Source organism: Achromobacter sp. SIMBA_011 (genome assembly GCF_046535435.1).
GTDB classification, from domain to species: Bacteria; Pseudomonadota; Gammaproteobacteria; order Burkholderiales; family Burkholderiaceae_B; genus Achromobacter; species Achromobacter dolens.
On sequence record NZ_JAWRWN010000003.1, the window covers coordinates 232,562 to 253,458 of the forward strand.

Annotated in this window: 23 protein-coding genes; 5 read left to right on the plus strand and 18 right to left on the minus strand. The window is 61.8% G+C overall.

Going from position 1 to position 20,897, the window contains the following annotated elements; all coding sequences use genetic code 11:
- Positions 1 to 43 precede the first annotated feature (43 nt).
- From SB816_RS14135 to SB816_RS14165, 7 genes are all read right to left on the minus strand, one after another.
- A complete protein-coding gene (locus SB816_RS14135; protein WP_054502760.1) occupies positions 44 to 778 on the minus strand; it encodes an amino acid ABC transporter ATP-binding protein in 735 nt (244 codons plus the stop codon).
- 25 nt (positions 779 to 803) lie between these two features.
- The gene (locus SB816_RS14140) at positions 804 to 1,493 is read right to left on the minus strand and encodes an amino acid ABC transporter permease (protein ID WP_410547180.1); all 690 of its coding nucleotides are present in this window, start codon (positions 1,491 to 1,493) and stop codon (positions 804 to 806) included.
- The gene (locus SB816_RS14145; RefSeq protein WP_410547181.1) at positions 1,486 to 2,175 is read right to left on the minus strand and encodes an amino acid ABC transporter permease; all 690 of its coding nucleotides are present in this window, start codon (positions 2,173 to 2,175) and stop codon (positions 1,486 to 1,488) included. Before SB816_RS14145 ends, SB816_RS14140 begins: the two co-directional genes overlap by 8 nt.
- Positions 2,176 to 2,191: 16 nt before the next feature.
- Entirely contained in the window at positions 2,192 to 3,013 is an 822-nt protein-coding gene (locus SB816_RS14150) for an ABC transporter substrate-binding protein (RefSeq protein WP_063568650.1), read from the minus strand.
- A 72-nt stretch (positions 3,014 to 3,085) separates the two neighbouring features.
- Positions 3,086 to 4,339: an aminotransferase class I/II-fold pyridoxal phosphate-dependent enzyme gene (locus SB816_RS14155; RefSeq protein WP_410547182.1), complete on the minus strand. Its 1,254-nt coding sequence runs from the start codon at positions 4,337 to 4,339 to the stop codon at positions 3,086 to 3,088.
- Entirely contained in the window at positions 4,336 to 5,016 is a 681-nt protein-coding gene (locus tag SB816_RS14160; protein ID WP_410547183.1) for an RraA family protein, read from the minus strand. The genes SB816_RS14155 and SB816_RS14160 overlap by 4 nt, the downstream gene beginning before the upstream one ends.
- A gap of 119 nt (positions 5,017 to 5,135) precedes the next feature.
- Positions 5,136 to 5,465: a hypothetical protein gene (locus SB816_RS14165; protein WP_410547184.1), complete on the minus strand. Its 330-nt coding sequence runs from the start codon at positions 5,463 to 5,465 to the stop codon at positions 5,136 to 5,138.
- A 451-nt stretch (positions 5,466 to 5,916) separates the two neighbouring features.
- On the opposite strand from SB816_RS14165, the gene SB816_RS14170 reads away from it, so the two are divergent.
- The 3 genes from SB816_RS14170 to SB816_RS14180 all read left to right on the plus strand — a co-directional run bounded on the left by SB816_RS14170 (position 5,917) and on the right by SB816_RS14180 (position 9,582).
- On the plus strand, positions 5,917 to 6,450 hold the full coding sequence (locus SB816_RS14170; RefSeq protein ID WP_410547185.1) for a hypothetical protein: 534 nt from the start codon (positions 5,917 to 5,919) through the stop codon (positions 6,448 to 6,450).
- Positions 6,432 to 7,580: a hypothetical protein gene (locus SB816_RS14175; RefSeq protein WP_410547186.1), complete on the plus strand. Its 1,149-nt coding sequence runs from the start codon at positions 6,432 to 6,434 to the stop codon at positions 7,578 to 7,580. The genes SB816_RS14170 and SB816_RS14175 overlap by 19 nt, the downstream gene beginning before the upstream one ends.
- A gap of 1,216 nt (positions 7,581 to 8,796) precedes the next feature.
- Positions 8,797 to 9,582, plus strand: a complete 786-nt coding sequence (locus SB816_RS14180; RefSeq protein ID WP_410547187.1) for a reverse transcriptase domain-containing protein — start codon at positions 8,797 to 8,799, stop codon at positions 9,580 to 9,582.
- A 366-nt stretch (positions 9,583 to 9,948) separates the two neighbouring features.
- On the opposite strand, the gene SB816_RS14185 is transcribed toward SB816_RS14180, so the two are convergent.
- Both SB816_RS14185 and SB816_RS14190 read right to left on the minus strand, forming a co-directional pair.
- Positions 9,949 to 10,878 carry an AbiJ-NTD4 domain-containing protein gene (locus SB816_RS14185; protein WP_410547188.1) on the minus strand — a complete coding sequence of 310 codons (930 nt, stop codon included), beginning with the start codon at positions 10,876 to 10,878 and terminating at the stop codon, positions 9,949 to 9,951.
- A 91-nt stretch (positions 10,879 to 10,969) separates the two neighbouring features.
- Positions 10,970 to 11,551, minus strand: a complete 582-nt coding sequence (locus SB816_RS14190) for a TetR/AcrR family transcriptional regulator (RefSeq protein WP_410547189.1) — start codon at positions 11,549 to 11,551, stop codon at positions 10,970 to 10,972.
- 107 nt (positions 11,552 to 11,658) lie between these two features.
- Between SB816_RS14190 and fabF the strand changes: the two genes are divergently transcribed.
- Entirely contained in the window at positions 11,659 to 12,930 is a 1,272-nt protein-coding gene (fabF, locus tag SB816_RS14195) for a beta-ketoacyl-ACP synthase II (RefSeq protein WP_410547190.1), read from the plus strand.
- 69 nt (positions 12,931 to 12,999) lie between these two features.
- Here fabF and SB816_RS14200 read toward each other — a convergent pair whose 3' ends face one another.
- From SB816_RS14200 to SB816_RS14230, 7 genes are all read right to left on the minus strand, one after another.
- Entirely contained in the window at positions 13,000 to 13,551 is a 552-nt protein-coding gene (locus SB816_RS14200) for a cytochrome b (RefSeq protein WP_410547191.1), read from the minus strand.
- A gap of 24 nt (positions 13,552 to 13,575) precedes the next feature.
- A complete protein-coding gene (locus SB816_RS14205) occupies positions 13,576 to 14,553 on the minus strand; it encodes a cation diffusion facilitator family transporter (RefSeq protein ID WP_410547192.1) in 978 nt (325 codons plus the stop codon).
- Between the two features lie 125 nt (positions 14,554 to 14,678).
- Entirely contained in the window at positions 14,679 to 14,864 is a 186-nt protein-coding gene (locus tag SB816_RS14210; protein ID WP_063568803.1) for a hypothetical protein, read from the minus strand.
- Positions 14,865 to 15,124: 260 nt separating this feature from the next.
- Positions 15,125 to 15,694 (minus strand): cysteine hydrolase family protein, encoded by a 570-nt coding sequence (locus SB816_RS14215; protein ID WP_241076779.1) that lies wholly within the window; start codon positions 15,692 to 15,694, stop codon positions 15,125 to 15,127.
- A gap of 158 nt (positions 15,695 to 15,852) precedes the next feature.
- Positions 15,853 to 17,475 carry a methyl-accepting chemotaxis protein gene (locus tag SB816_RS14220; RefSeq protein WP_410547193.1) on the minus strand — a complete coding sequence of 541 codons (1,623 nt, stop codon included), beginning with the start codon at positions 17,473 to 17,475 and terminating at the stop codon, positions 15,853 to 15,855.
- 243 nt (positions 17,476 to 17,718) lie between these two features.
- Positions 17,719 to 18,054 carry a Rap1a/Tai family immunity protein gene (locus tag SB816_RS14225; protein ID WP_410547194.1) on the minus strand — a complete coding sequence of 112 codons (336 nt, stop codon included), beginning with the start codon at positions 18,052 to 18,054 and terminating at the stop codon, positions 17,719 to 17,721.
- A 101-nt stretch (positions 18,055 to 18,155) separates the two neighbouring features.
- Positions 18,156 to 18,776, minus strand: coding sequence for a hypothetical protein (locus SB816_RS14230; RefSeq protein WP_410547195.1), 621 nt, complete (start codon positions 18,774 to 18,776; stop codon positions 18,156 to 18,158).
- Positions 18,777 to 18,862: 86 nt separating this feature from the next.
- On the opposite strand from SB816_RS14230, the gene SB816_RS14235 reads away from it, so the two are divergent.
- Positions 18,863 to 19,402, plus strand: a complete 540-nt coding sequence (locus SB816_RS14235; protein ID WP_343719080.1) for a hypothetical protein — start codon at positions 18,863 to 18,865, stop codon at positions 19,400 to 19,402.
- A gap of 24 nt (positions 19,403 to 19,426) precedes the next feature.
- On the opposite strand, the gene SB816_RS14240 is transcribed toward SB816_RS14235, so the two are convergent.
- Both SB816_RS14240 and SB816_RS14245 read right to left on the minus strand, forming a co-directional pair.
- A complete protein-coding gene (locus SB816_RS14240; RefSeq protein WP_006386271.1) occupies positions 19,427 to 20,251 on the minus strand; it encodes a hypothetical protein in 825 nt (274 codons plus the stop codon).
- A gap of 36 nt (positions 20,252 to 20,287) precedes the next feature.
- Positions 20,288 to 20,896, minus strand: a complete 609-nt coding sequence (locus SB816_RS14245) for an LON peptidase substrate-binding domain-containing protein (RefSeq protein ID WP_372416329.1) — start codon at positions 20,894 to 20,896, stop codon at positions 20,288 to 20,290.
- Between the last annotated feature and the right edge of the window lies 1 nt (position 20,897).

The following is a 20,897-nucleotide window of genomic DNA, read 5'->3' on the forward strand; positions in this document are numbered from 1 at the left end:
GTCCGGTCCACAAGGAACGCCGACGGCAAGCTCCGCGCCCGCACTACCCCCGCGGATGCAGGATATCCGCCAGAAACCGCTGCGCCCGCGGATGCCGCGGCGCGCTGAAGAAGCGCTCCGGCGTATCCACCTCCAGGATCTCGCCCGCATCCATGAACACCACCCGGTCGCATACGTCCCGCGCGAAACCCATCTCGTGCGTCACGCAGACCATGGTCATGCCGTCCTTGGCCAGGCCCTTCATCACCTGCAGCACCTCGCCCACCATCTCCGGGTCGAGCGCGCTGGTGGGCTCGTCGAACAGCATCACCGGCGGTTGCAGCGCCAGCGCGCGGGCGATCGCCACGCGCTGCTGCTGGCCGCCCGACAGCGAACCGGGATAGGCGTCGATCTTGTGCTCCAGCCCCACCCGCGCCAATAGCTGGCGCGCCAGCTCGGTGGCCTGCTTGCGCGGCTGCTTGCGGATGTTGACCGGCGCGAACACCACGTTGTCCAGCACGCTCATGTGCGGAAACAGGTTGAACTGCTGGAACACGAAACCGATCTTCTGGCGCAGCGCGTTCAGGTTGACGCCCTTGCCGTAGATGTCGGCGTCGTCGATCAGGATGCGGCCCTTCTCGATGGGTTCCAGGCGGTTGATGGTGCGGATCATGGTGGACTTGCCCGAGCCCGACGGCCCGCACACCACCAGCACCTCGCCGCGCGCGACCGACAGGTCCACGTCCTTCAGGACGTGATGCACGCCGTACCATTTGTTGACTTTCTCAAGCTTGATCATGATGAATTCCGATAAGCGCCTGGCCCTAGGCCATGGCGCGCTGGCGGCGGATGCGCAGGTCCAGCCAGGACAGGCCGCGGCTCAGGCTGAAGCACACCAGGAAATAGATGATGGCCAGGACGCCGAACACCTGCAGCGGCTTGGTCAGCACCAGGTTGTTGACCTGGTTGGCGGCGAACGTCAGTTCGTTCACGCTGATCACATACCCCAGCGAGGTCTCCTTGATGGTCGAGACGAACTGGCTGGTCATGCTGGGCAGCACGTTGAACAGCGCCTGCGGCAGCACCACCCGGCGCATCGTCGTCCAGTAGCCCACGCCCAGCGAGCGCGAGGCCTCGATCTGGCCGCGCGGCACCGCCTCGATGCCCGAGCGGATCACCTCCGACAGATAGGCGCTCTCGTACACCACCAGCGCCGCGATCAGCGTCCAGAAGCCGCTGATCACCTGCCCCGTCAGCTTCGGAATGACGAAGTACGCCCAGAAGATCAGCATCAGCAGCGGCATGCCGCGCACCACGTTGACCAGCGTCTTGCTGGCCACGCGCAGCCAGCCAAACGGACTGACCCGCGCCAGCGCGATGGCCAGCGCCAGCGGCAGCGACAGCGCCAGGCCGCACAACGCCAGGATCAGCGTCAGCGCCAGGCCGCCGAGCGGCCCATTGGGGTATTGGCCGACCAGCAGCGTCGGCCAGTATTGCGACAGGAGATCAAGCACCGTGGCCTCCCCGGTTCAGGCGGTAGCGCGCATAGATGCGCGAGCCGATCAGCATGATGAGGAAGGATCCCAGCAGATACATGAGGGTCGCCGCGCCAAACGTGGCGAAGGTGCGGTAGGTCTCGTTCTCGATCTCGCGCGCCTGGTAGGTCAGCTCCATCACGCCGATGGCCATGGCCACGCTGGTGTTCTTGAACAGCAGCAAGGCGCGGCCCACCAGCGGCGGAATGGAAATCCGCACCGCCTGCGGCACGATCACGAAGCGCATGCATTGCAGGTAGCTGGCGCCCAGCGCCCGGGCCGCCTCGAACTGCGTGCTGGGAATGGCGCGCAGCCCGCTGCGGATGTCCTCGGCGATATAGGCGGCCGACCCCAGCGCCAGCGCGATCGCCGCCAGCGACATCTCGGCGTTGTGCTGGTACAGCCACATCCGGAAACCCTCCGGCAGCAGCTCGGGCATGCCGAAGTACCAGAACAGCACCTGCACCAGCAGCGGCACGTTGCGGTGGTATTCCACATAGGCGTCGACCAGCCAGCGGCACGGCGCCAGGTTGGTGGCGCGCACCACGACCAGCGTCACCGCGATCGTGAACGCCATCACCCAGGACACCAGGAACAACTGCAGCGTCACCACCATGCCGCTGGCCAGCAACTGGTATTGCGAAGCGTCAAGTAGGCTCATTGCGCGGTACCGGCGTTCAGCCCGCGATGGGGCCGATCTTGAAACCGCGCTCGAGCTTGTACGGCGTCTGCGCGCCAAACCACTTGTCGAACAACTGCGCGGCCACGCCCGAGCTTTCCGCCTCGTCCAGCGCCTGGTTCACCACCGCCAGCATGCCCGGCTCCGACTTGCGCACGCCCAGGCCCCACGGCTCGTCGAACACCGACTTGGCGATCACGCTGACCGGCGCCGTCGGCGGGCTCTGCAGCACCAGGCGCACCAGCACCAGCTCGGACGCGAACTGCGCGTCCACCTTCTTCTGCTGCAGGGCCAGATACGTGGCCGAGCTGTCGCCGTAGCCGATCACCTGCGACTTATCGAGAATGCGCTTGATCTCGCGCTCCGAACTGGAACCCTTGGTCGCGCCAACGCGGCGGCCGTTCAGCGACTCGATCGTGTCCAGCCCCGAATCCTTGCGCACCAGCAGCTTCTGCGGGCTGACGTAGTACGCGTGGCTGAAAGCGATCTGCTGGGCGCGGTCCGGCGAATAGCCCAGGTTCGCCGCCAGGATGTCGACGCGACCCTCGTTCAGCTCCGGCACGCGCGCCGCCACCGACAGCAGCTTGTAGCTGATCTTCACGCCCAGCTTGTCGGCCACCAGCTTGCACACGTCCACGTCATAGCCCACCAACTGGCGCGTCGTCGCGTCCTGGAAGCTGAACGGCTGCGACGTGCCCAGCGTGCCGCAGATCAATTCGCCGCGGGCCTTGATGTCCGCGACCTGGTCGGCGCGGGCGCCAGCGCCCAGCGACAACGCGGCCAGGCCCAGGCAGGCGGCGATAAGTGAATGGCGTTTCATGGTGATTCCCCTTGTGTTGTGGTTTGAACAGAAAAACGGAACCGGCCCGCTCGTTGGCGGGCCCGGGAACAACTAGACGAGCTTGGCGCAGGCCTCGCGGATGCCCGCGCAGCCCTGCCGGATATCGTCCAGCGACGCCGCGAACGACAGCCGGAACGTGCCCGGCGCGCCATAGGCATGACCGTCGATCACCGCCACGCCAGCCTCGCGCAGCAGGTAATGCGTCAGGTCGGTATCGCTGCGGATCTCGACGCCTGCCGGCGTGCGCTTGCCCAGCAGCCCCGAGCAATCCGGAAACACGTAGAACGCGCCCTGCGGCATCACGATCGCCAGCCCCGGCGTGCCGGACAGCTCCGCCACCGCCAGATCGCGGCGCTCGCGGAAAACGCGGGCGAACTCCGTCACGCAGTCCTGCGGCCCCGACAGCGCCTCCAGCGCCGCCGCCTGGCTCACCGACGACGCGCCCGACGTGCTCTGCGACTGCAGAATCGCCATCGCCTTGATCAGCTCGTCCGGCCCGGCGCCGTAACCGATACGCCAGCCCGTCATCGCATAGGCCTTGGACACGCCATTGACCACCAGCGTGCGCGCCGCCAGCGCCGGCGCCACCTGCAACGGATGCACCGTCGGCGCGTCAGTGAAGTTCAGCCGCGCATAAATATCGTCCGTCATCAGCCAGACATGCGGATGACGCTCGAGCACCGCGGTCAGCCCGCGCAGCTCGTCGGCAGTGTAGACCGAGCCCGTCGGATTGCTGGGCGCGTTCATCATCAGCCACTTGGTGCGCGGCGTGATGGCGCGCTCCAGCGCCTCGGGCGTCAGCTTGTAATCCGTGGCCGGCGAGGTCGGCACCGTCACCGGCACCCCGCCGTTGACCAGCACCATGTCCGGATACGACACCCAGAACGGCGCCGGAATCAGCACCTCGTCGCCCTCGTTCAGCGTCGCCGCCAGCCCGTTGAAAATCACCTGCTTGGCGCCCGTGCTGACAATGATGCGCGCCGCCGGGTAATCGACGCCGGTCGCTTCCAGCAGATGCGTCCGCGCCGCCTTGCGCAGCGCCACCGTGCCCTGGGCCGGCGGATACTTGGTCTCACCCCGGTTCATCGCGGCCGTGGCCGCCTGGCGAATATGCTCCGGCGTCGAGAAATCCGGCTCGCCGATCGTCAGGTCGATGATGCGCCGGCCCTGCTCGCGCAGCTCGGCGATGATGGCGCGCGCCGCCACGCTGGGCGACAGCTTGATGCGCTTGATGCGGTCGGCGACGATGCTGGCGGCTTGCGGGGGCTGAGTCTGAGCCTGGGTTTGCGTCGGGGTTTGGTTCACTTCGTGGCTCCCGTCTTCTCGGCCAGCGTCTTCTCCAGCCAGGGCTTGGTGTAGGTGCCGGCGCGCAGCTTCTCCTTGGCCACCGCCTCGTCGGCTTCCTTCTTGGTCGCCAGCGCCAGCACCGCCGCGGCATGCTCGGCGGGAATCACCACCACGCCGTCGGCATCGCCGACCACCACATCACCCGGGTTGACCACCTGGCCGCCCACCGACACCGGCACATTGATCTCGCCCGGACCATCCTTGTACGGCCCCTTGTGCGACACCGCGCGCGCAAAGCAGCCGAACTGCCCCTGCGCGAACACATCCAGGTCACGCACCGCGCCGTCGATCACGAACCCGGCGATGCCGCGCCCCTGCGCGTCCATCATCATCAACTCGCCGACCAGCGCATTGCTGGTATCGCCAGCGCCATCGACCACGATCACGTCACCCGCGCCACCCAGCGAAATCGCCTTGTGGATCATCAGGTTATCGCCCGGCCGCGTCTTCACGGTCAGCGCCAGGCCAACCGTGCGCTGGTTGCCGGCGTGCAGCGGACGCAGCCCGCTGACGCCGTACAGGCGGTTCATGCAATCGCTGATCTGGGCCGAACCAATGGCGGCAAAACCGGCCAGCACGTCAGCGGCGACGGCCGGCGCGGGCCGGGGAAGAATGCGGTATCCGATGGGATTCATAGCGAGGAATTTTCTTGAAGGCGTGAACGGCAATAAGCGAACACTCATTACAAGGCCTCGCGGGGCGATCCTCAAAACGATATAAATTCCCGGTTATGTAGGAATTATTTTCGTGGATGTTATTGGATCGCGGGGGGAGCGTTGTGGGTGGGGCTGGGGGCTTTCCTGTCGTCGTCGGGTTGCAGGGCCTGGTCGAGCATGGCTTCGGTCAGGGTGCCTAGGTGCTCGCAGAGGCTTTCGACGCCGCCCATCAGGGCGGTGACTGCCCAGGGGTCCAAAGGTGGGGAGCCGGTGGCGTCGGGTTCGGACGCGCTGTTGCCGACCATGCGGGCGATGGTCTGGATGGCGTAGCGGGTGCGGTCTAGTTGGTGGAGGTGGGAAAGGGAGACGGGGCCGGATTCGCGGTCGGTGTCGATTTGCCAGGGGTTTTGAGTGAGGGGGTGCAGCATGAGGGACTGCCTCCTATAGGAGTTAAGCCGCGAACCGTTGCGGCTGTCTACGCCTATAGCTTTCCGGCTTCCAAACCGGCACCGGGAGAGGTGATGGTCATGAGTGTATGGCGACATGGTGGCATGTTGGACGCAAGAGGGGCAATTTCGCCATTGGTAGTAGCGTCAATGGTCACTTTCGACCCATACCGGTCGCCCCCACACCTTCAGTTCCAAGCCCCGCAGGATTCATCCCGCCCCCAAATTGCCTTCAGATATTCGGAATAGATAAAATATATTGAAAGAAGTAACTGACTGAGATTGCATCGAGCCGTTTGTTGGCGTCTGCATCATAAAAAGGTACAGCATGGTCGCACCACAAGAGCATGAATACTCAGTAATGGGTGGAGCAAATCGGTCAAGCGTTGGGCGGCTTCTGAGTCTCGCTGCCAGTGCCATCTCGGGAACACTTGTGTTTGCCGTTCTGTACACAGTTGACTTGGCAAAGCAACTTGGCTGGAACGCCAACGTTCCCCCGACACTGCTCTCCCTGGTAGGCGCCGGCGCGGTCTTTGGCGTTCTGTATTGGGTCCTAAACAAATGGGCCTGGAAGTGGCCCGGTGTTGGCCTACTGCTTAAAGTGCCCGACATTTCGGGCACCTGGGATTGCCAGGGTAAAACGATCGCCGCTGACGGATCGACGAAGTTCGAGTGGTCGGCCGAAGTAGTCATTGTTCAGTCGTGGGACAAGTTGAGAATTCGGCTGGCGACTCAAACGTCCGGATCGAGCAGCATCTCTGCCGCGCTAGCACACGACACCGTCGATGGATTCGTCCTGCTCTATCACTACCGAAACGATCCACGGCCGAAGGCCGTTGAACTGAAGACTCACACAGGGTGCTCCGTTATGACGATTGCAAAAAACTTACGGTCTGCCGAGGGCGAGTATTTTACGGGGCGAGGTCGTATGACCTTCGGCGTTATGAAATGGACCAAGAGGATCTGATGGCGACCGATATCGACAAACGCCTCGCGCAACTGCGCGCTCGACGCGATGGATCTGATCGTTTGACCATGGACAGCGCAGTCCAGAATGAAATTTTGAGTAAGGCGTTAGGCACTGGCACGCAAACTATCCAAGAATCGTGGGAGAAGCGCGCAAGCATCGACAGCAAGCACACTCTGTATGCGTTGGGTGCCATGCAGCCCGTTAGCGCCACTTACACACGAGTGAGTGTAGAAACCGCGGAACGAATCGGAAATCAGCTTCGTTCCAGACTTGGCAAAGCGGGAATAGACGCGGAGTTCCGCCTTCAGGGTTCAGTACCGCTGGACGTTCATATCCGTAGAGTAAGTGACGTTGATCTGTTGACAATTGACACAGGTTTCTTGGTCTACAGCACATCTGGAGTGCAAAGCCAGGCCGGCTATTACTTGAATACATCCAAAAATTCCCTCTCAGTGCTTCAAACGCTTCGCAAGCAGATAGAGATCGAGCTGCCTCTCGCGTTTCCCCAAGCAATCGTCGATACAACGGGTGCGAAAGCTGTCAAGATCCATGGAGGCTCCCTACCTCGGATGGTAGACGTTGTACCAGCCCACTGGTATGACACTAATGACTACCAAGCCAATAGAACGGAATCAGATCGAGGCATTCAAATTCTCGACAAGAAGGCAGGGATCTCACTGACTAACTTTCCGTTTTTGCATATCAGAAGGATCATCGATAAATGCAACAACGTCGGCGGAGGTCTGCGGAAGGCGATTCGCCTATGTAAAAGTGTAAAGGCCGACGCTGAGTCGGAGGGGAATGCGATCTCGCTCCCTAGCTTCGACATCGCCTCGATGATGTATCACGCCGATGTTGGCAATCTGGCTTTTGGCCAATACTTCGAGCTTATGATATTGGCGGAGGCCCAACGCCATCTTGACGTCTTGGCTCGAAACAACGAATACGCAGAAACTCTGATGGTGCCAGATGGCTCCAGGCGCATAATCGACACGCCTGCGAAGTGGCGAGGGTTGCTCTCGTTGTCCCTCGAAATGGACGATCTACTTCGGCGAGTTGCCGCGGAACATGGAGTATCTGGCTCCCTGGAGGACTGCCGAAACGCGATCCGGTTCTTGAACCAGTAGCACATTCGAAACTCAGAGGATACGGTCATTGCGCTGCGCCAGGTCACAAATAGGAATTTGATGTCAACATACCTAGAGCGGGCGTTGTTTGTGGTAGCGCCTCAGAATTTCGGAAAGAACACTTTGCTACGGTCAATGTTTAATGATCCTCGGCTCGGAAATAATGGGGAAATACCTAAAGCGCGGAGGCTTCGTGACGTCGTCCGGCTCAGTGGCGAGCGTCGGCTATATCTGCGTCTGACTTCGCCTCATGAGGGTGGAGAAACGCTAGGCGAATTTATTGGAAATACAAAGAGCAAGATGGTCGATGGGCGTTGGTGCTTCGCTGGCCGCTGCATCCCTACCCGCCAAAAAAAATGCCGACCGCAGCTTCCGCCATTCAACATTTCATCAAAAATTTCGACCCGGAGTGGGTGCGGGCCATGCTTTTGTGGCCTAGCCACTATCGTGACGATGACGATATTTTTGGTTCAGACGTCGTAGAGGGGCTGCTAGGCGTTCTGGAGAGAATTTGACAAGCGAGTGGAAACCATGTGCGTAATTCGGAGGCACCGATAATGAAAGTTCGTTGGTCGCCGATCAGCCCCGCAGCACGTGTACGTGACGTTAGCCGAATGCTGGCGAAAGTGCTTCCGTACGGGGCCTATCCGTAGTTTCGTGGCCATAGCGCCACTTGTTGATAAAAAGTGGTTTGTAGGGTCGAAGCGTGATATCCCGACCCGCTCTCTCAACAGTCTGGGGCTGGCAAGTACCGCCGGCACGCGCGAGACGTCAGCGACACGCAATGCGGCCACGGCCCGTCAAGGATGAGCGAGAGGCGAACCCAAAGCAGCGCAGCCGTCTAGGATGACGCAGTCGATCTTCATGGCGAACCAGAACCATCAGCGCGCACGCGCGACCGAAACATATGCTAATCTTCATCCGCCCGGCATTAGGCTTACATTTGTGCGCCTATCATCCCCATAATCTCATTGTCACTCCGTGATATGACTTATCGCCATGGGGTCCTCTCATGGTATTGAATTGGTTAAAGTCGTGCGCTTTGCGCTAGGTTTGCCGGGCTTGAGATGGAGGACGATAACTATGTCAAAAGACAAAACTTATCGCCTAGTCTGCAGAGTCCTGCATGTCTCGATTCTGGCCGCAAGGCTGGTAAACGAGATCTGGCAGCTTTGCAGCACGGCGTTTAACTACCCACCATCATGGCATAGAAGACATGGCCTTTCATGAGTTGTGGGAGGAGCGGTTTGAGCTTGCTCCTGGCAAATGGGTGTTTGTGCCGTCCGCAGAGTCACGAGAGCGAGGCGAACGTATCACCTCGAAAATCAAAGAAAAGTGGCAAGCTCCTGCATACTTCTACCATTGTCACCACGGCGGCCACGTTCGAGCCATTAAACAACATTTGGCCAACACCCATTTTTGCTGTGTAGACATAGAGAGCTTCTTCACAAGCATTAATCTCAGCAGAGTGACCCGAGCGCTGAAGCAGTACTTTGGGTATGAGGTCGCACGCGAGTTCGCCCGCGATTCAGTGATCCGATTAGTTGGCGATGTAGATTCCCAGTACATCTTACCTTTCGGCTTCGTCCAGTCCCCGATTATTGCCTCCGTGTGCCTTGACCAAAGCGCGCTAGGACGAGTACTGCATGAATTGGCCTCCAAACCAGACATTACCGTAAGCGTCTACGTCGATGACATCATTCTCTCCGGTAGCGACCCATATCGTCTTCAACAGGAATTTGAAAGTATCAAAGCGGCTGCAGATAGGTCTGGCTGGAAAGTCAGTACGAGCAAGACACAGCCGCCCGGTGAACAGATATTGTCGTTCAACATACACCTATCCCAAGGGAACCTCACCATTTCTTCAGAAAGAATGGGGTTATTTGTTGATGCCTATCTCCAGGCGACATCCGACCATCAAAAAGAAGGGATGTTGAGATACATCCGCTCAATCAACGCCGCTCAAGCTACGTTCTTTGAGGTCATGGACGCTCATCCCTAACCCTGCTGACGCAGGCTTACGCGGACGACACATCCGAGTCTGACGCGCTACTCGACCAAGTTGCGAAGAATTGGCGCAGGTACTGGCAACGCAATCTGTGCTCAAACTGAAAAGACATCCACTTCGGCGGACTGCCTGGTCTTTGGCCGACAGCAGATCAGGCCTGACGCCCACTTCCGACCTGGGGCAGACATTCCCGGCCATAAAAGCGGCTATTCTTTGTGCGCTTGCCCCAATTCAAGGTGCGTGTCTCTTCTTGGCCGCGAGCCAACGCGGGTGACTGGGCGCTTCCGGCCCGGGAACGTGTTTTAGAGGCGCCAGGCGGTTTGTTGAGGCTCTCGCGGTCTAGTGGATGGCGTTGCAGACCTAAAACGGCACATCTCCCTCAAGGCTATTTGCGAGATCCACCAAGAAAATTATTTGTGACGCGCACACAGCTAGAACGTACTCAGTGATGTCAGCAGAGACCTTCCCTCCCGTGGTGGCCCCATGAGCCACTCCTTCAGCCCCACTTCGGAAGGCGTAAATGCCCGTGAGTGTTTGTATGAGTGCCTTCGGAACCGACACAACGTCCGTCGTTCCGAACCATTTGATCAAATCTCCCAGTGTCGACGCCTTTGCCATTGGAAAAAGCACCTTGCCGGTTGCCTCAACCGCACATACTGCTTCCTTGACCGCATTCTCGAAATCTGGCTTGGTAGGGTGCTGGAAGAACTGCCGCGCCTTCTCGAAATGCTGACGCGCACTGATCAATTCCACTGCACCCAGTACTACGTGAGCTTTTGACGATAGCTCTACAGTGTGCTTCCGCCCTCTTCGCCGAACTGCGCCATCGGTAAACTCGTAAGCGAGCGATTCTTCAAGAAAGAGTCGCTGTAGTTCAGCAGCTATGTAGGCTTGCGAATCAGCACGTGAGATCTCCTCAGTGTAATTGCCGTAGCCGTCCTCCCATCCAACCTGATTTGGAAGTCGAGAATACAGACGCTCACAGAAGTCGTAGATCTTTGGCCATTCTAGCTTCTGCAGCGCTGAAGTGGCGTTAGCCTGCGCCTGCTTAAGACTTGACACCGAGGAAGTGTCATACGACACAAGCTCAAATCGACCGGTCCGGTGAAGCTCGCGAGCTATTACGACCCAGTCAGCCACATACCTTCTTTCGACAAGGTCGGCTAATAGATGAAGTAGGCCTGCCCTAGCTGTGTCTGGAAAGTCAGCATCGACTTGCCGATGCGATTGATTAGTCCGCGCGGAAAAGGGGATCGGTGAAGTTTGGATCATGTCTCGGTGGCCAAGCATGGATACACATTATTAATGCTTTGGAGATTGTGAACTGGTTCGAATAGCGCTAGCTCGGGCGAGCTGAGTCAGAGCAACCGCCAGAATAAAACTATCCGCCCAACTGCCTCCGCACAGTTGCCAAAATTTCTTCGGAAAGCGTCGGGTTGCCCGCCGCCGTGGCGCGGGCGAGGATCAACGCACCAACCATGCTGCTAAGGGTCACGATGGCCTGCGCGCGTCTGGCCGGGTCATCCCCCTGAAGCTCGCCCATGAAGCGTTGAAAGTTGCGTTCCACCCCCTGCGCAAAAACCTCTGACATTTCCGGCCCTGCCCTGGCAACGTCTGCCACCAGTGCGGCAACAGGGCAACCCTCTCCGGGGTGATCGCGGTGGAACGGGGAAAGATACCCATACACCAGTGCGCGGAGTCCGCCCGCAGATGCGCCATCCGCCTCCGGGGACTCCGATCCCTCTTGCGGCGTAATCGTCCACTCAAACGCGCGCGTGCATGCCTCGCGAGCGAGGGCATCCCGGGACTCGAAGTGCCGGTAAAGCCCGCCATGGGTCAACCCCGCCTCGCGGGTGATCTCGGCCAGGCCCACGCCATCCAGGCCCTTTTCTCGATAGAGGCGCGCGGCGGCGTCCACGATTCCTTCGCGGTTCTTGGCGGCCTGTGCTTTGCTGACTTTCATAGGTTAGATGATACCCCTCATCAAAATTGATTTATGATTACGATCATCATCAATAATATTACTCTCAGCCCGTCGCAAGGGCTGGGTTCAATTGCGGAAGGTGCGGTATGGAACGTCGGGTAGTCATCACCGGTCTGGGCTTGGTGTCCCCTCTCGGATGCAATGTGGAGCTGGCCTGGCAACGCTTGCTGGCGGGCCAGTCCGGAATACGCGCCTTGGATGCGGCGGTTGGCGAAGGCACCGGCGTTTCCATCGCTGGCCGGGTGCCAAGCCAGGAGGAGGATCCGCGAGCCGGATGGCGCGCCGAAGCCGTCATCCCGGCAAAAGAGCTACGCCGCATGGACCGCTTCATCGCATTCGCATTGGGCGCGGCGGATCAGGCCCTGGCACACGCACAGTGGCGCCATCCAACCGCCGAGCAGCAGGAGCGCGCGGCAACCATCATCGGCTCTGGCGTGGGCGGTTTCAGCACCATTGTCGAAGCTGTGCGAACCACGGATGGCAAGGGGCCGCAGCGCTTGTCGCCTTTCACCGTGCCGGCTTTCCTGGCCAATCTGGCGGCGGGACAAGTGTCGATCAGGCACCAGCTAAAGGGTCCGTTGGGAGCGCCAGTGACAGCCTGTGCCGCCAGCATCCAGGCCATTGGCGATGCGGCGCGCCTGATTCGGAATGACGAAGCCGACATGGCGCTCTGCGGCGGTAGCGAAGCCACCATCGACAAAGTGGCGCTAGGCAGCTTTGCGGCGGCTAAGGCGGTGAAGACCCACTGCGACAGCGAGCCCGCGAAGGCTTCCCGCCCGTTTGACCTGGCCCGGGACGGCTTTGTCATGGCCGAAGGCGCGGGGCTATTGGTGCTGGAGGGGCTGGATCATGCGTTGGCTCGCGGTGCCAAGCCGCTGGCGGAAGTCGTAGGCTACGGCACTTCCGCCGATGCCTATCACGTCACTTCCGGGCCGGAAGATGGTTCCGGCGCCGCCCGATCGATGCGCGCGGCGTTGCGGCAGGCGCGGTTGCAACCCCATGACATTCAACATCTGAATGCTCATGCGACATCCACGCTTGTCGGTGACCGAGGAGAGCTGGCGGCCATTCGCCAAGTGTTTGGAGCAGGCTCTGGCCCCTCCATTACGGCCACGAAATCCGCCATGGGCCACATGCTGGGAGCCGCTGGCGCGGCCGCCGCGATTTTCACTATATTGGCCTTGCGTGACCAGATTGCGCCACACGTGCTCAACCTGGAACATCCAGATCCGTTGGCAGACGGCCTGGACCTGATCGCTGGAAGTGCGCGCGCTCATGCCATGGAGCATGCCATGCTCAACGGATTTGGTTTCGGTGGCGTCAATGCGTCATTGGTTCTCAAGCGATTTTCAGCCTGAGCCCTGCCTCGCGGGTGAGGCGCTTCTGCCCTGGATCACGCCCGCCCCGCGCTCCCGCCCCAAGAGAGCTCAGCGCCTCCCCGGCAACATCCGCACCAGCGTGTTGTCCCGAAACACATAGTGATGCAACAGCGCCGCGGCGGCATGCAGCCCCACCAGGAAGTAGCCCACCGTGGCCAAGGTTTCATGCAATTCCTTGACCTGATCGGCCAGGGCTTTGTCCGGGCTGACCAGCGCCGGAACCTCCACCCCAAACAACGGAATCACCTTCCCGCCCGCGCTGAGCGTCAACCACCCCAAAATCGGCGTGACGATCATGAACGCATACAACGCGTAATGCATCACCCGTGAAAGCACATCCTGCCACCTCGGCATCGGCGGCCGCACGCCAGGCGCCGGGCCCGAAGCCACCCGGATAACCACCCGCAAAACCACCAACCCGATCACGCACAGCCCCAGCGAGAAATGCAGGGCCTTGACGTTGTTGTACAGATCGGTGCCTTTGGTGGCCAGCCCGCGCAATTCCATACAGGCGTAGACCAATGCCAGGACCACGAGCATGAGCCAGTGCATGGTGATCACGAGGCCTGCGTACTGAGTATCGGAGTTCTTGATTTTCATGTTTCTTCCTTGTCGTCAAAACGCCTACGGACAGCCTGGTTCGATAATCGCCCTGCCCTCGGCGCCCTGCGTGGGCGCGTCGGGAGGTCTCCAGGGATCAACATGGGTCATCACGTTCAATACACGATGCCGCTGCATGACGCGCTGGCGCGCTTGCACGGCGATCTTGTGGCCTTCGTCGACAGTCAGCCCGGCGTCGATTTCCAGGTGAGCGTCAACGACGATCATATCCCCCATTTTTCGGGTGCGTAGATCATGCACGCCTTGAATACCCGGGGTGTCCAGCAAGGTGCGCTGGATCGCGGCGGCTTCGCCTTCGTCGATGGCGCGGTCCAGCAGGTCGTGCAAGGCGTCCCAGCCGAAGCTCCAGCCCATTCGGGCCACCATGAAGCCCACGATGGCCGCGGCGATGGGGTCCAGTATCGGGTAGCCCAGCAGGTTGCCGATGATGCCCAGGCCCACCACCAGCGACGAGGCCGCGTCGGAGCGCGCATGCCAGGCGTTGGCCACCAGCATGCTGGACTTCACGCGCTTGGCCACGGCAAGCATGTAGCGGAACAGGGTCTCTTTGATGACCAGGGCGGCACAGGCCACCCACAGCGCGACGAGGTGGACCTGCGGGATCGCGTCGGGCTGCTCCAGCTTGGTCACGGCGGACCACAGCATGCCGCAACCGACCAGCAGCAACAAGACGCCCAGCGCCAGGGACGCCGCGGTCTCGTAGCGATAATGGCCATAGTGGTGGTCCGCGTCGGCTGCTTTCTGGCCATGCCGGTTGGCCAGCAGCACGATGAAGTCGGCGATCAGATCGGAAGAGGAATGAATACCGTCCGCGATCAGGCCTTGGGACTTCGAGAAAATGCCGATGATGATCTGCGCGGTGGCGAGCACCACGTTCACGCCCACGCTCACCCAGGTGCTGCGGGCGGCGGCGGCGGCGCGTTCGGCCGGGCTGTGTTCATCGTCCTCCGGGTCTTCCAGCGGAGGCGGAAAGGCGGTCATGGTTCATGCTCCCGTTCTTGCAATCTAGCCTTGCGGCATGCGGGCTGGAGCATAAGCACCGAACCCTGAACGGATGATGAACGTGGAGAAACCGGGCGCCGCCCCCGGTCGCAACGAAGCCTGCCCTACGTTGCGCTCATCTCCTTCTCTTTCTCTTTCTTCATCTTTTCCTTGTCCTTTTTGGCGCCTTCGTGGTGCGACTTGATGGCGAGAAACATGCCCGTGCCCAACACGAGGATCTTGAACGTACCGAAGATTACAGGGACCCAAAAATTCATCATTTCCTCAAAACGCTGCTGCGGCAGCTGCATTTACTGCGCGTGGGCCGGGCAAAGCCAAACGGGCGACGGACGCGAGAACCACGAAACGTATCAGCCCGATTCAGCGCGGTGAGCGCCCTGCTCCCTCAAGCGTCAAATTCTACCGCCGAATCCATACAAACTCTTGAATGATTCGCTATGTATGTTTTTTATGAGCCAAACATGGCTTAAAAATCCATACATTTGGGCCGCGCGGCGAAAAGCGGCGACTCGAACCAGACATGGTGCGCTGCCCAGGGCGGCAACTGCGTTCAGCGCAGAGCGCGTAACAGCGCATCCGCGGTGACGACGGTGCAGTACTCGCCGTCCAGGTTGGCGAGCGACATGGCGTGGACATCCTCGGCGCTTCGCGCCGCCCCATTCCAGTCGGTCCGGGCGAAGGTGAAACAGCCGTCGGCCACGAGCCACGCCTGCAAGCCAAGGTTGCCAGCCATGCGCACCGTCGCCTCGACGGAATTGTTCGTGATGACGCCCGCCACGACCAACGTGTCGTGGCCATGGGCGCGCAGCCGCTTTTCCAGGTCGGTGCCGATAAACGCGCTGTTCGTCTGCTTGGGAATGATCGCTTCCCCCGCGATGGGCGCTGTTTCCGGCTTGAAGGCATGCCCTGGCTGGCCCGGCCGATAGTGAGACGCGGGATCCGTGGAGTCATGCCGGACGTGCCAGACCGGCCACCCCTGGGCGCGCCAATGGGCGAGGAGCCGACCGACCTGGCGCTCGGCATCGGGATTGTTGCGCTCGCCCCAACTGGGATGGTCGATCGCGCACTGCAGATCGATCAGCAGAAGGACGGCGCCGCGTGGGGCAAGTGGGGAGCGCATGTGGACAGGCCGGGGATTTTCGAATCGTTTGGCGGGTCGAGACGGGGCCGAAAAGCCGAGCGACGCCGACTATACCGCAGGCCAACCACGGTCGCCGTGCGGCCCTTCGGACGCGCCCAACGGCTTTGGGCGCAAAGTCCAGGGCCTTCGTCGGGCGATCAGGTCAACATCAGCGCGCCGCGCTCGCGCGGCCGGGCGCCGATGTCCTCGCGCCGCGCGGCATCCTCGCGCAAGCGGAACACACCCACCGCCCCCACCAATGCATGCGCCTGGTCCTGCATCGAGCCCGCCGCGGCCGCGGCTTCTTCGACCAGCGCGGCGTTCTGCTGGGTCACTTCGTCCATCTGCGACACCGCGCGGTTGACCTGCTCGATGCCGGTGGCCTGTTCCTGCGATGCCGCGGCGATCTCGCCCATGATGTCCGTCACGCGCTTGACCGAGGCGACCACCTCCTGCATCGTGGTGCCCGCGTTTTCCGCGTGGCCCGCGCCCTCGGCCACCTTGCTGACGGACGCTTCGATCAGCGTCTTGACCTCGCGCGCGGCCTGCGCGCTGCGTTGCGCCAACGACCGCACCTCGCCCGCGACCACCGCGAAGCCCTTGCCCTGCTCGCCCGCCCGGGCCGCTTCAACGGCGGCGTTCAGCGCCAGGATGTTGGTCTGGAATGCGATCCCGTCGATGACCGAGACAATCTCGGAAATCTTGCGCGAGCTGGCGGAAATATCGCCCATCGTGCTCACCACCGCCGACACGACGGCGCCGCCGCGCTGGGCGACTTCGGAGGCGCTTGCCGCCAGTTGATTGGCCTGGCGCGCGTTGTCGGCATTCTGCTTGACGGTCGACGCCAGTTCTTCCATCGATGCGGCGGTTTCTTCCAGCGACGCGGCCTGTTCTTCGGTCCGGCTGGACAAGTCCGCGTTGCCGGCCGCGATCTGCCCCGCGGCGCTGGAGATGGTTTCGGACCCGGCGCGAATGGTGCGAACCGCGCCGGCCAGCTTGTCCTGCATATCGTGCAGCGCACGCAGCAACCGACCGGTTTCATCGCGGGTGACGGCGTGGATGGGTTGCCCCAGATCGCCACGCGCCACGGTCTCCGCCACCGACACGGCCTGGGCAAGCGGCGCCGTGATCGACTTGGACACCCGCCACGCGAACAGGCCGCCCAGCACGACGGCCAGGCCCGACAGGACCAGGTTCAACATGCCCGCGTTGTCGATGACCTCCCGGCTGTCGGCGCTGGCGTCCGCCATCTCGGCCGCTTGAATCCGCGAAATCTCGATGATGTGGTCTTGCAGGCTGTCCAGAAGCGGAAGGGTCTCTTCCAGCAAGCGCTGGCGGGCGGCGTCGCGCTCGCCACGCTTGAGGAGCGCGCCCACGCCCTGGAATGACTTCACGTAGCGGCCGCGCACGTCTTCCAATAGCCGCAGTCGCTGACGTTCGTCTTCGGTGCTGAACAACGGCCGCAGGGTCTCCAGCGCCTGGTCAATCACCTTCCGATTGGTGTCGATGCGGGCAAACAGCGTTTCAGCGGCGCGGGGATCGGTATTGACGATCAACTCGAGGTTCGCGCGCGCATTGGCCCGCGTCGTCACGTCAATCCTGTTGATGGCGCTTGCCTCGGCCCAAGTCTGTTCTGTGATCGCCCGGTTGATGCCGCCGATGTGGGACAGCTCGTATTGCGACAGGCCAGTGAGCGCCAGTAGCAGGACAAGTACGGTGCCGAAGCCCAGCGTCAGCCGGGTGCCAATGGAAAGGTTGCCAAGAGTGAGACGCGAGCGCATGAATTTGTATTACGACAAAGGGAAAACCCCTAGTTTAGATTTCATGTCACATATAGCAATGATTTTGTAATGGAAGCTTGCGATTTCGCATGGCGGGGCGGAATTTTCTGTGGCTGCCAGCCGCTTCGGTATTCGGGGCGGCCGCACGCCTTTTTGCTTTTTCCTACGCCCGTGCGGGCGGCAGAAGGCCCGCGGCCCTTCCCCGCTAAGTGTCGCCGGAAGGCGTATTCGCGGAAATGAACCCTACCGGCAAGCGAAAGACTGCTGGAGCGCCTCGCTCACCAGCGGGCCGGCATTTTCCGCGAGACGGCTCGCCGGCAGCTTGGACAAGTAGCTGTACACCCTGTCTTTCAATTCGTGAGGAAGGACGCCGGTAGGGGCGCACCAGACCGTGCCTTGTGTCTGGTCGGCGATGCCGACGACGTAGGCCTGCGCATAGGAGGAAGCAAATTGGCGGCGAAGCGATGCATCGCGGAACTCCGAGGGCATCCGGCCTTCAAGGGCCGCGGCCAGCTCGGCGCCAGTAAAGTGCCAGGTCCTGGTTCCCTGCGCCTGGCAGACCGCGCAAGCGGACAGCATGATAACCAGTGGTAGCAATCGCATTGGAAATTCTGCCTCTTTGGCCCGCCTGGCGGCCCTGTCGTGTGTACGCGTTGTCCCTGCTGGACGCAGGTCCGGTCTCAGAGATGGTCGAGTTGATTGCGCGGGTGGAACGCCGGGTCCTCTTGGCCTTCCAGCATCGCGTCCACCATGGCCTCGAATGCGCCTGCGGCTTGGCCGAGTGCTTCGGACGCCAGGAATACGGAGCCGCCGTTTGCGGCGAGTTCCAGCGCCGCCACCGTTTTTCGTTCGTCTTCCTCGCCCCAGAGATAGTCGTGAACCACCGCAAGGCCACGGCCATCCGCCTCGAGAAAATCGGCCGCTCCGCGCGCTATCGAAAAAAAGACGATGAGGTCGTAGAGGTTTTCGGAATAGGTCAGCGAGCCTGCAACGAAGCGCGTTCCTTTACGATCGTAGGCCGCCACTTTGATGTTCTCGGCCTCCGCGGATGCCAGGATGGCCGCCAGCGCCGCGCGGTTGTCCGGATGGCGAGCCAGCATGGCGTCGCATTCCGCAATGAGCCTGCCCAGATCCTGATTGCTGGAGGCAGCCAGATCCTTGCCTTCGGAGAGATACCACTGGCCGCCGATGGAACGCCAGTCCGACCATCTTGATGCCGCAGGCGCCGGGGCCGCGAGCCATCTGGCAAGATTCTCGCGGGGCATCTGGAGGTTGAGAAAGGCGGAATAGGGTTCGGACATGGCAGCCAACGATTCCTCAGGTTCTGATCAACTTTGCTTTTACCAAATAAGGGCTGTCAGGCCAATTCTCGACAAGATTGCAACCAATGAGCGACTCCCCGATCTACATCGTCGATCTCGATGTCACCCTTGAAGACGCACCCGCCTTCGCCGACAGCGGCATGCGTTGGATGGAAGCAATGGGCATTGCTGTTCGTTCCACTATTGCCGAGGTCGCCTTTTCACCTGTCAGTCACGCGCCTGGCCCGGGCATCGCTCGATGGACCGATTGGGTAAACGAGCACAGCAATAACGGGATAGGGGCAATCGTGGGGCGCCGTGTCTACAACGCCGGACCGCAAAGCGTCGAGGGGCTGCGCTGCCCATGCTGCGCGGTAGAGCATGACGCAGCTTCTCTCCCTTGGAGAAAAATGATTTCCGCCTGGTATTCGGGCGAACTTGGCGCGCTCGAGTGCCCAAGCTGTCGACACTCGGACAGTATCAATCAATGGCGATTCTTGCCGCTCGCATGGGGATTGGGAAACCTCGCGTTTGGGTTCGATGGTCCTGGCGTAGGGGACGCACTTGCCCTGGAACTGGGAAAAGTCCTGGGGCATAGGATGGTCGTCGTGTTTGATAAGTTCTAGCCGCGAATAATTAATATGCGCCCGTCAATCGTCCCCTGCCCCCGCCGACGCATTCCTGGCCTCGGCCAGCGCCACCGTCAGATGCATCACCTTCTTCTTCAACTGATCCCGCTCGTCCGTCAGCCGCGCCAGCAACTCCCGTAGCCGCGCCACCTCCGCCGGCAAATCCGCGATATTCTCGATCGGAATATCCGGCACCGCCTCTTTCGGTGGCGGCGCCTTGGCCTGGCGCACTTCGCGCGCCGCCTGCTGCAATTCCTTTCTGCCGCCCGCCACCGCCGCGGCCTGCCGCTCGGGCGGCAACGTCGCCACGGCCGCCGCGGCGTTGATGGAGATCGCCCCATCCTTCACCGCCCGCACCAGTTCCGGCGCGGCGGCTTTCTGGATCTTCTCGATCTGCCCCAGCGTGTTGCTGCTGATGCGCGCCTCGCGCGCCAGCGCCTGACGGCTCAGCGCGGCGGCCGGCGGGATGGGCGGCGGTTCAGGCGGCGGCGTGCTGCCGTCGTCTTCCCACGGCGGCACGCTGCGGGATTGCAGGATCTCTTTCTTGCGCAGCGCCAGCACCCCGCGCTGGAAATCCGACACGCTGCGCCGGCCGAGGTGGTTCTCGATCATCCACAGGTGCACGTCGTCCATCGACTTGAACGAGGTGTTCTGGCGCGTTTCGAACGGAATGCCGTGCTTCATGCACAGCGCGTAGCGGTTGTGGCCGTCGATCAGCAGGTCGCCCCACAGCACCAATGCGTCGCGGCAGCCTTCGGCCAGCAGGCTGCGTTCGAGCGCCTCGCGCTCGTCGTCGGTCAAGGGGTCAATATAGGCGCGCAGGCCTTCGTCAATCCTGATATCCATGGTGTCCAAAAAACATTCAAGCGCCGCCCGAGCTGGCTAGGCCTGCGGCCCTTCCAGCGCGATGCGCACGGCCTCCAGGCGAACGCGGGGGTCCGTCAGCGCCAGCAGCCGGGTCTTGTCGGCCGCCGGCAGCGGCAGCAGTTCGCACCAGCGGTCTGCCACCCAGGCGCATTCATCCAGCCGGTACGGCGGCGCCACCGGCATGCGGTCGGCGGGCACGCCTTCCTGCTGCCATTGGGCCACCAGCCTGCCCAGGGCGTCGGCGCAGGGTTGCAGCGGCGCCGGCACGGGCAGCGGCGGGTCGTCGGGGATGGGTTCGATTTCGCCCATCCAAAGACCGTATTTTGCCAGTTGGCTGGAGACCAGGCGGAAGCGGCTCGTCCCTACGCAGCGCAGTTGCAGCAAGGCGGGCATGGGCGCGTCCCAGGCGTCGACGCGGGCCAGGGTGCCGGTGTCGGCCAGGACCTCCTGGCCTTCGGGCGAGCGGACCTCGTTGCCGGACAGCAGCGCGACCACGCCGAACTCGGTGCCGTCGGCGATGCAGCGGCGGATCATGTCCAGGTAGCGCACTTCGAAGATGCGCAGGTGCAGCACGCCGGCGGGGAACAGCGCGTTGGACAGCGGGAACAGCGGAACGGTCGCCATG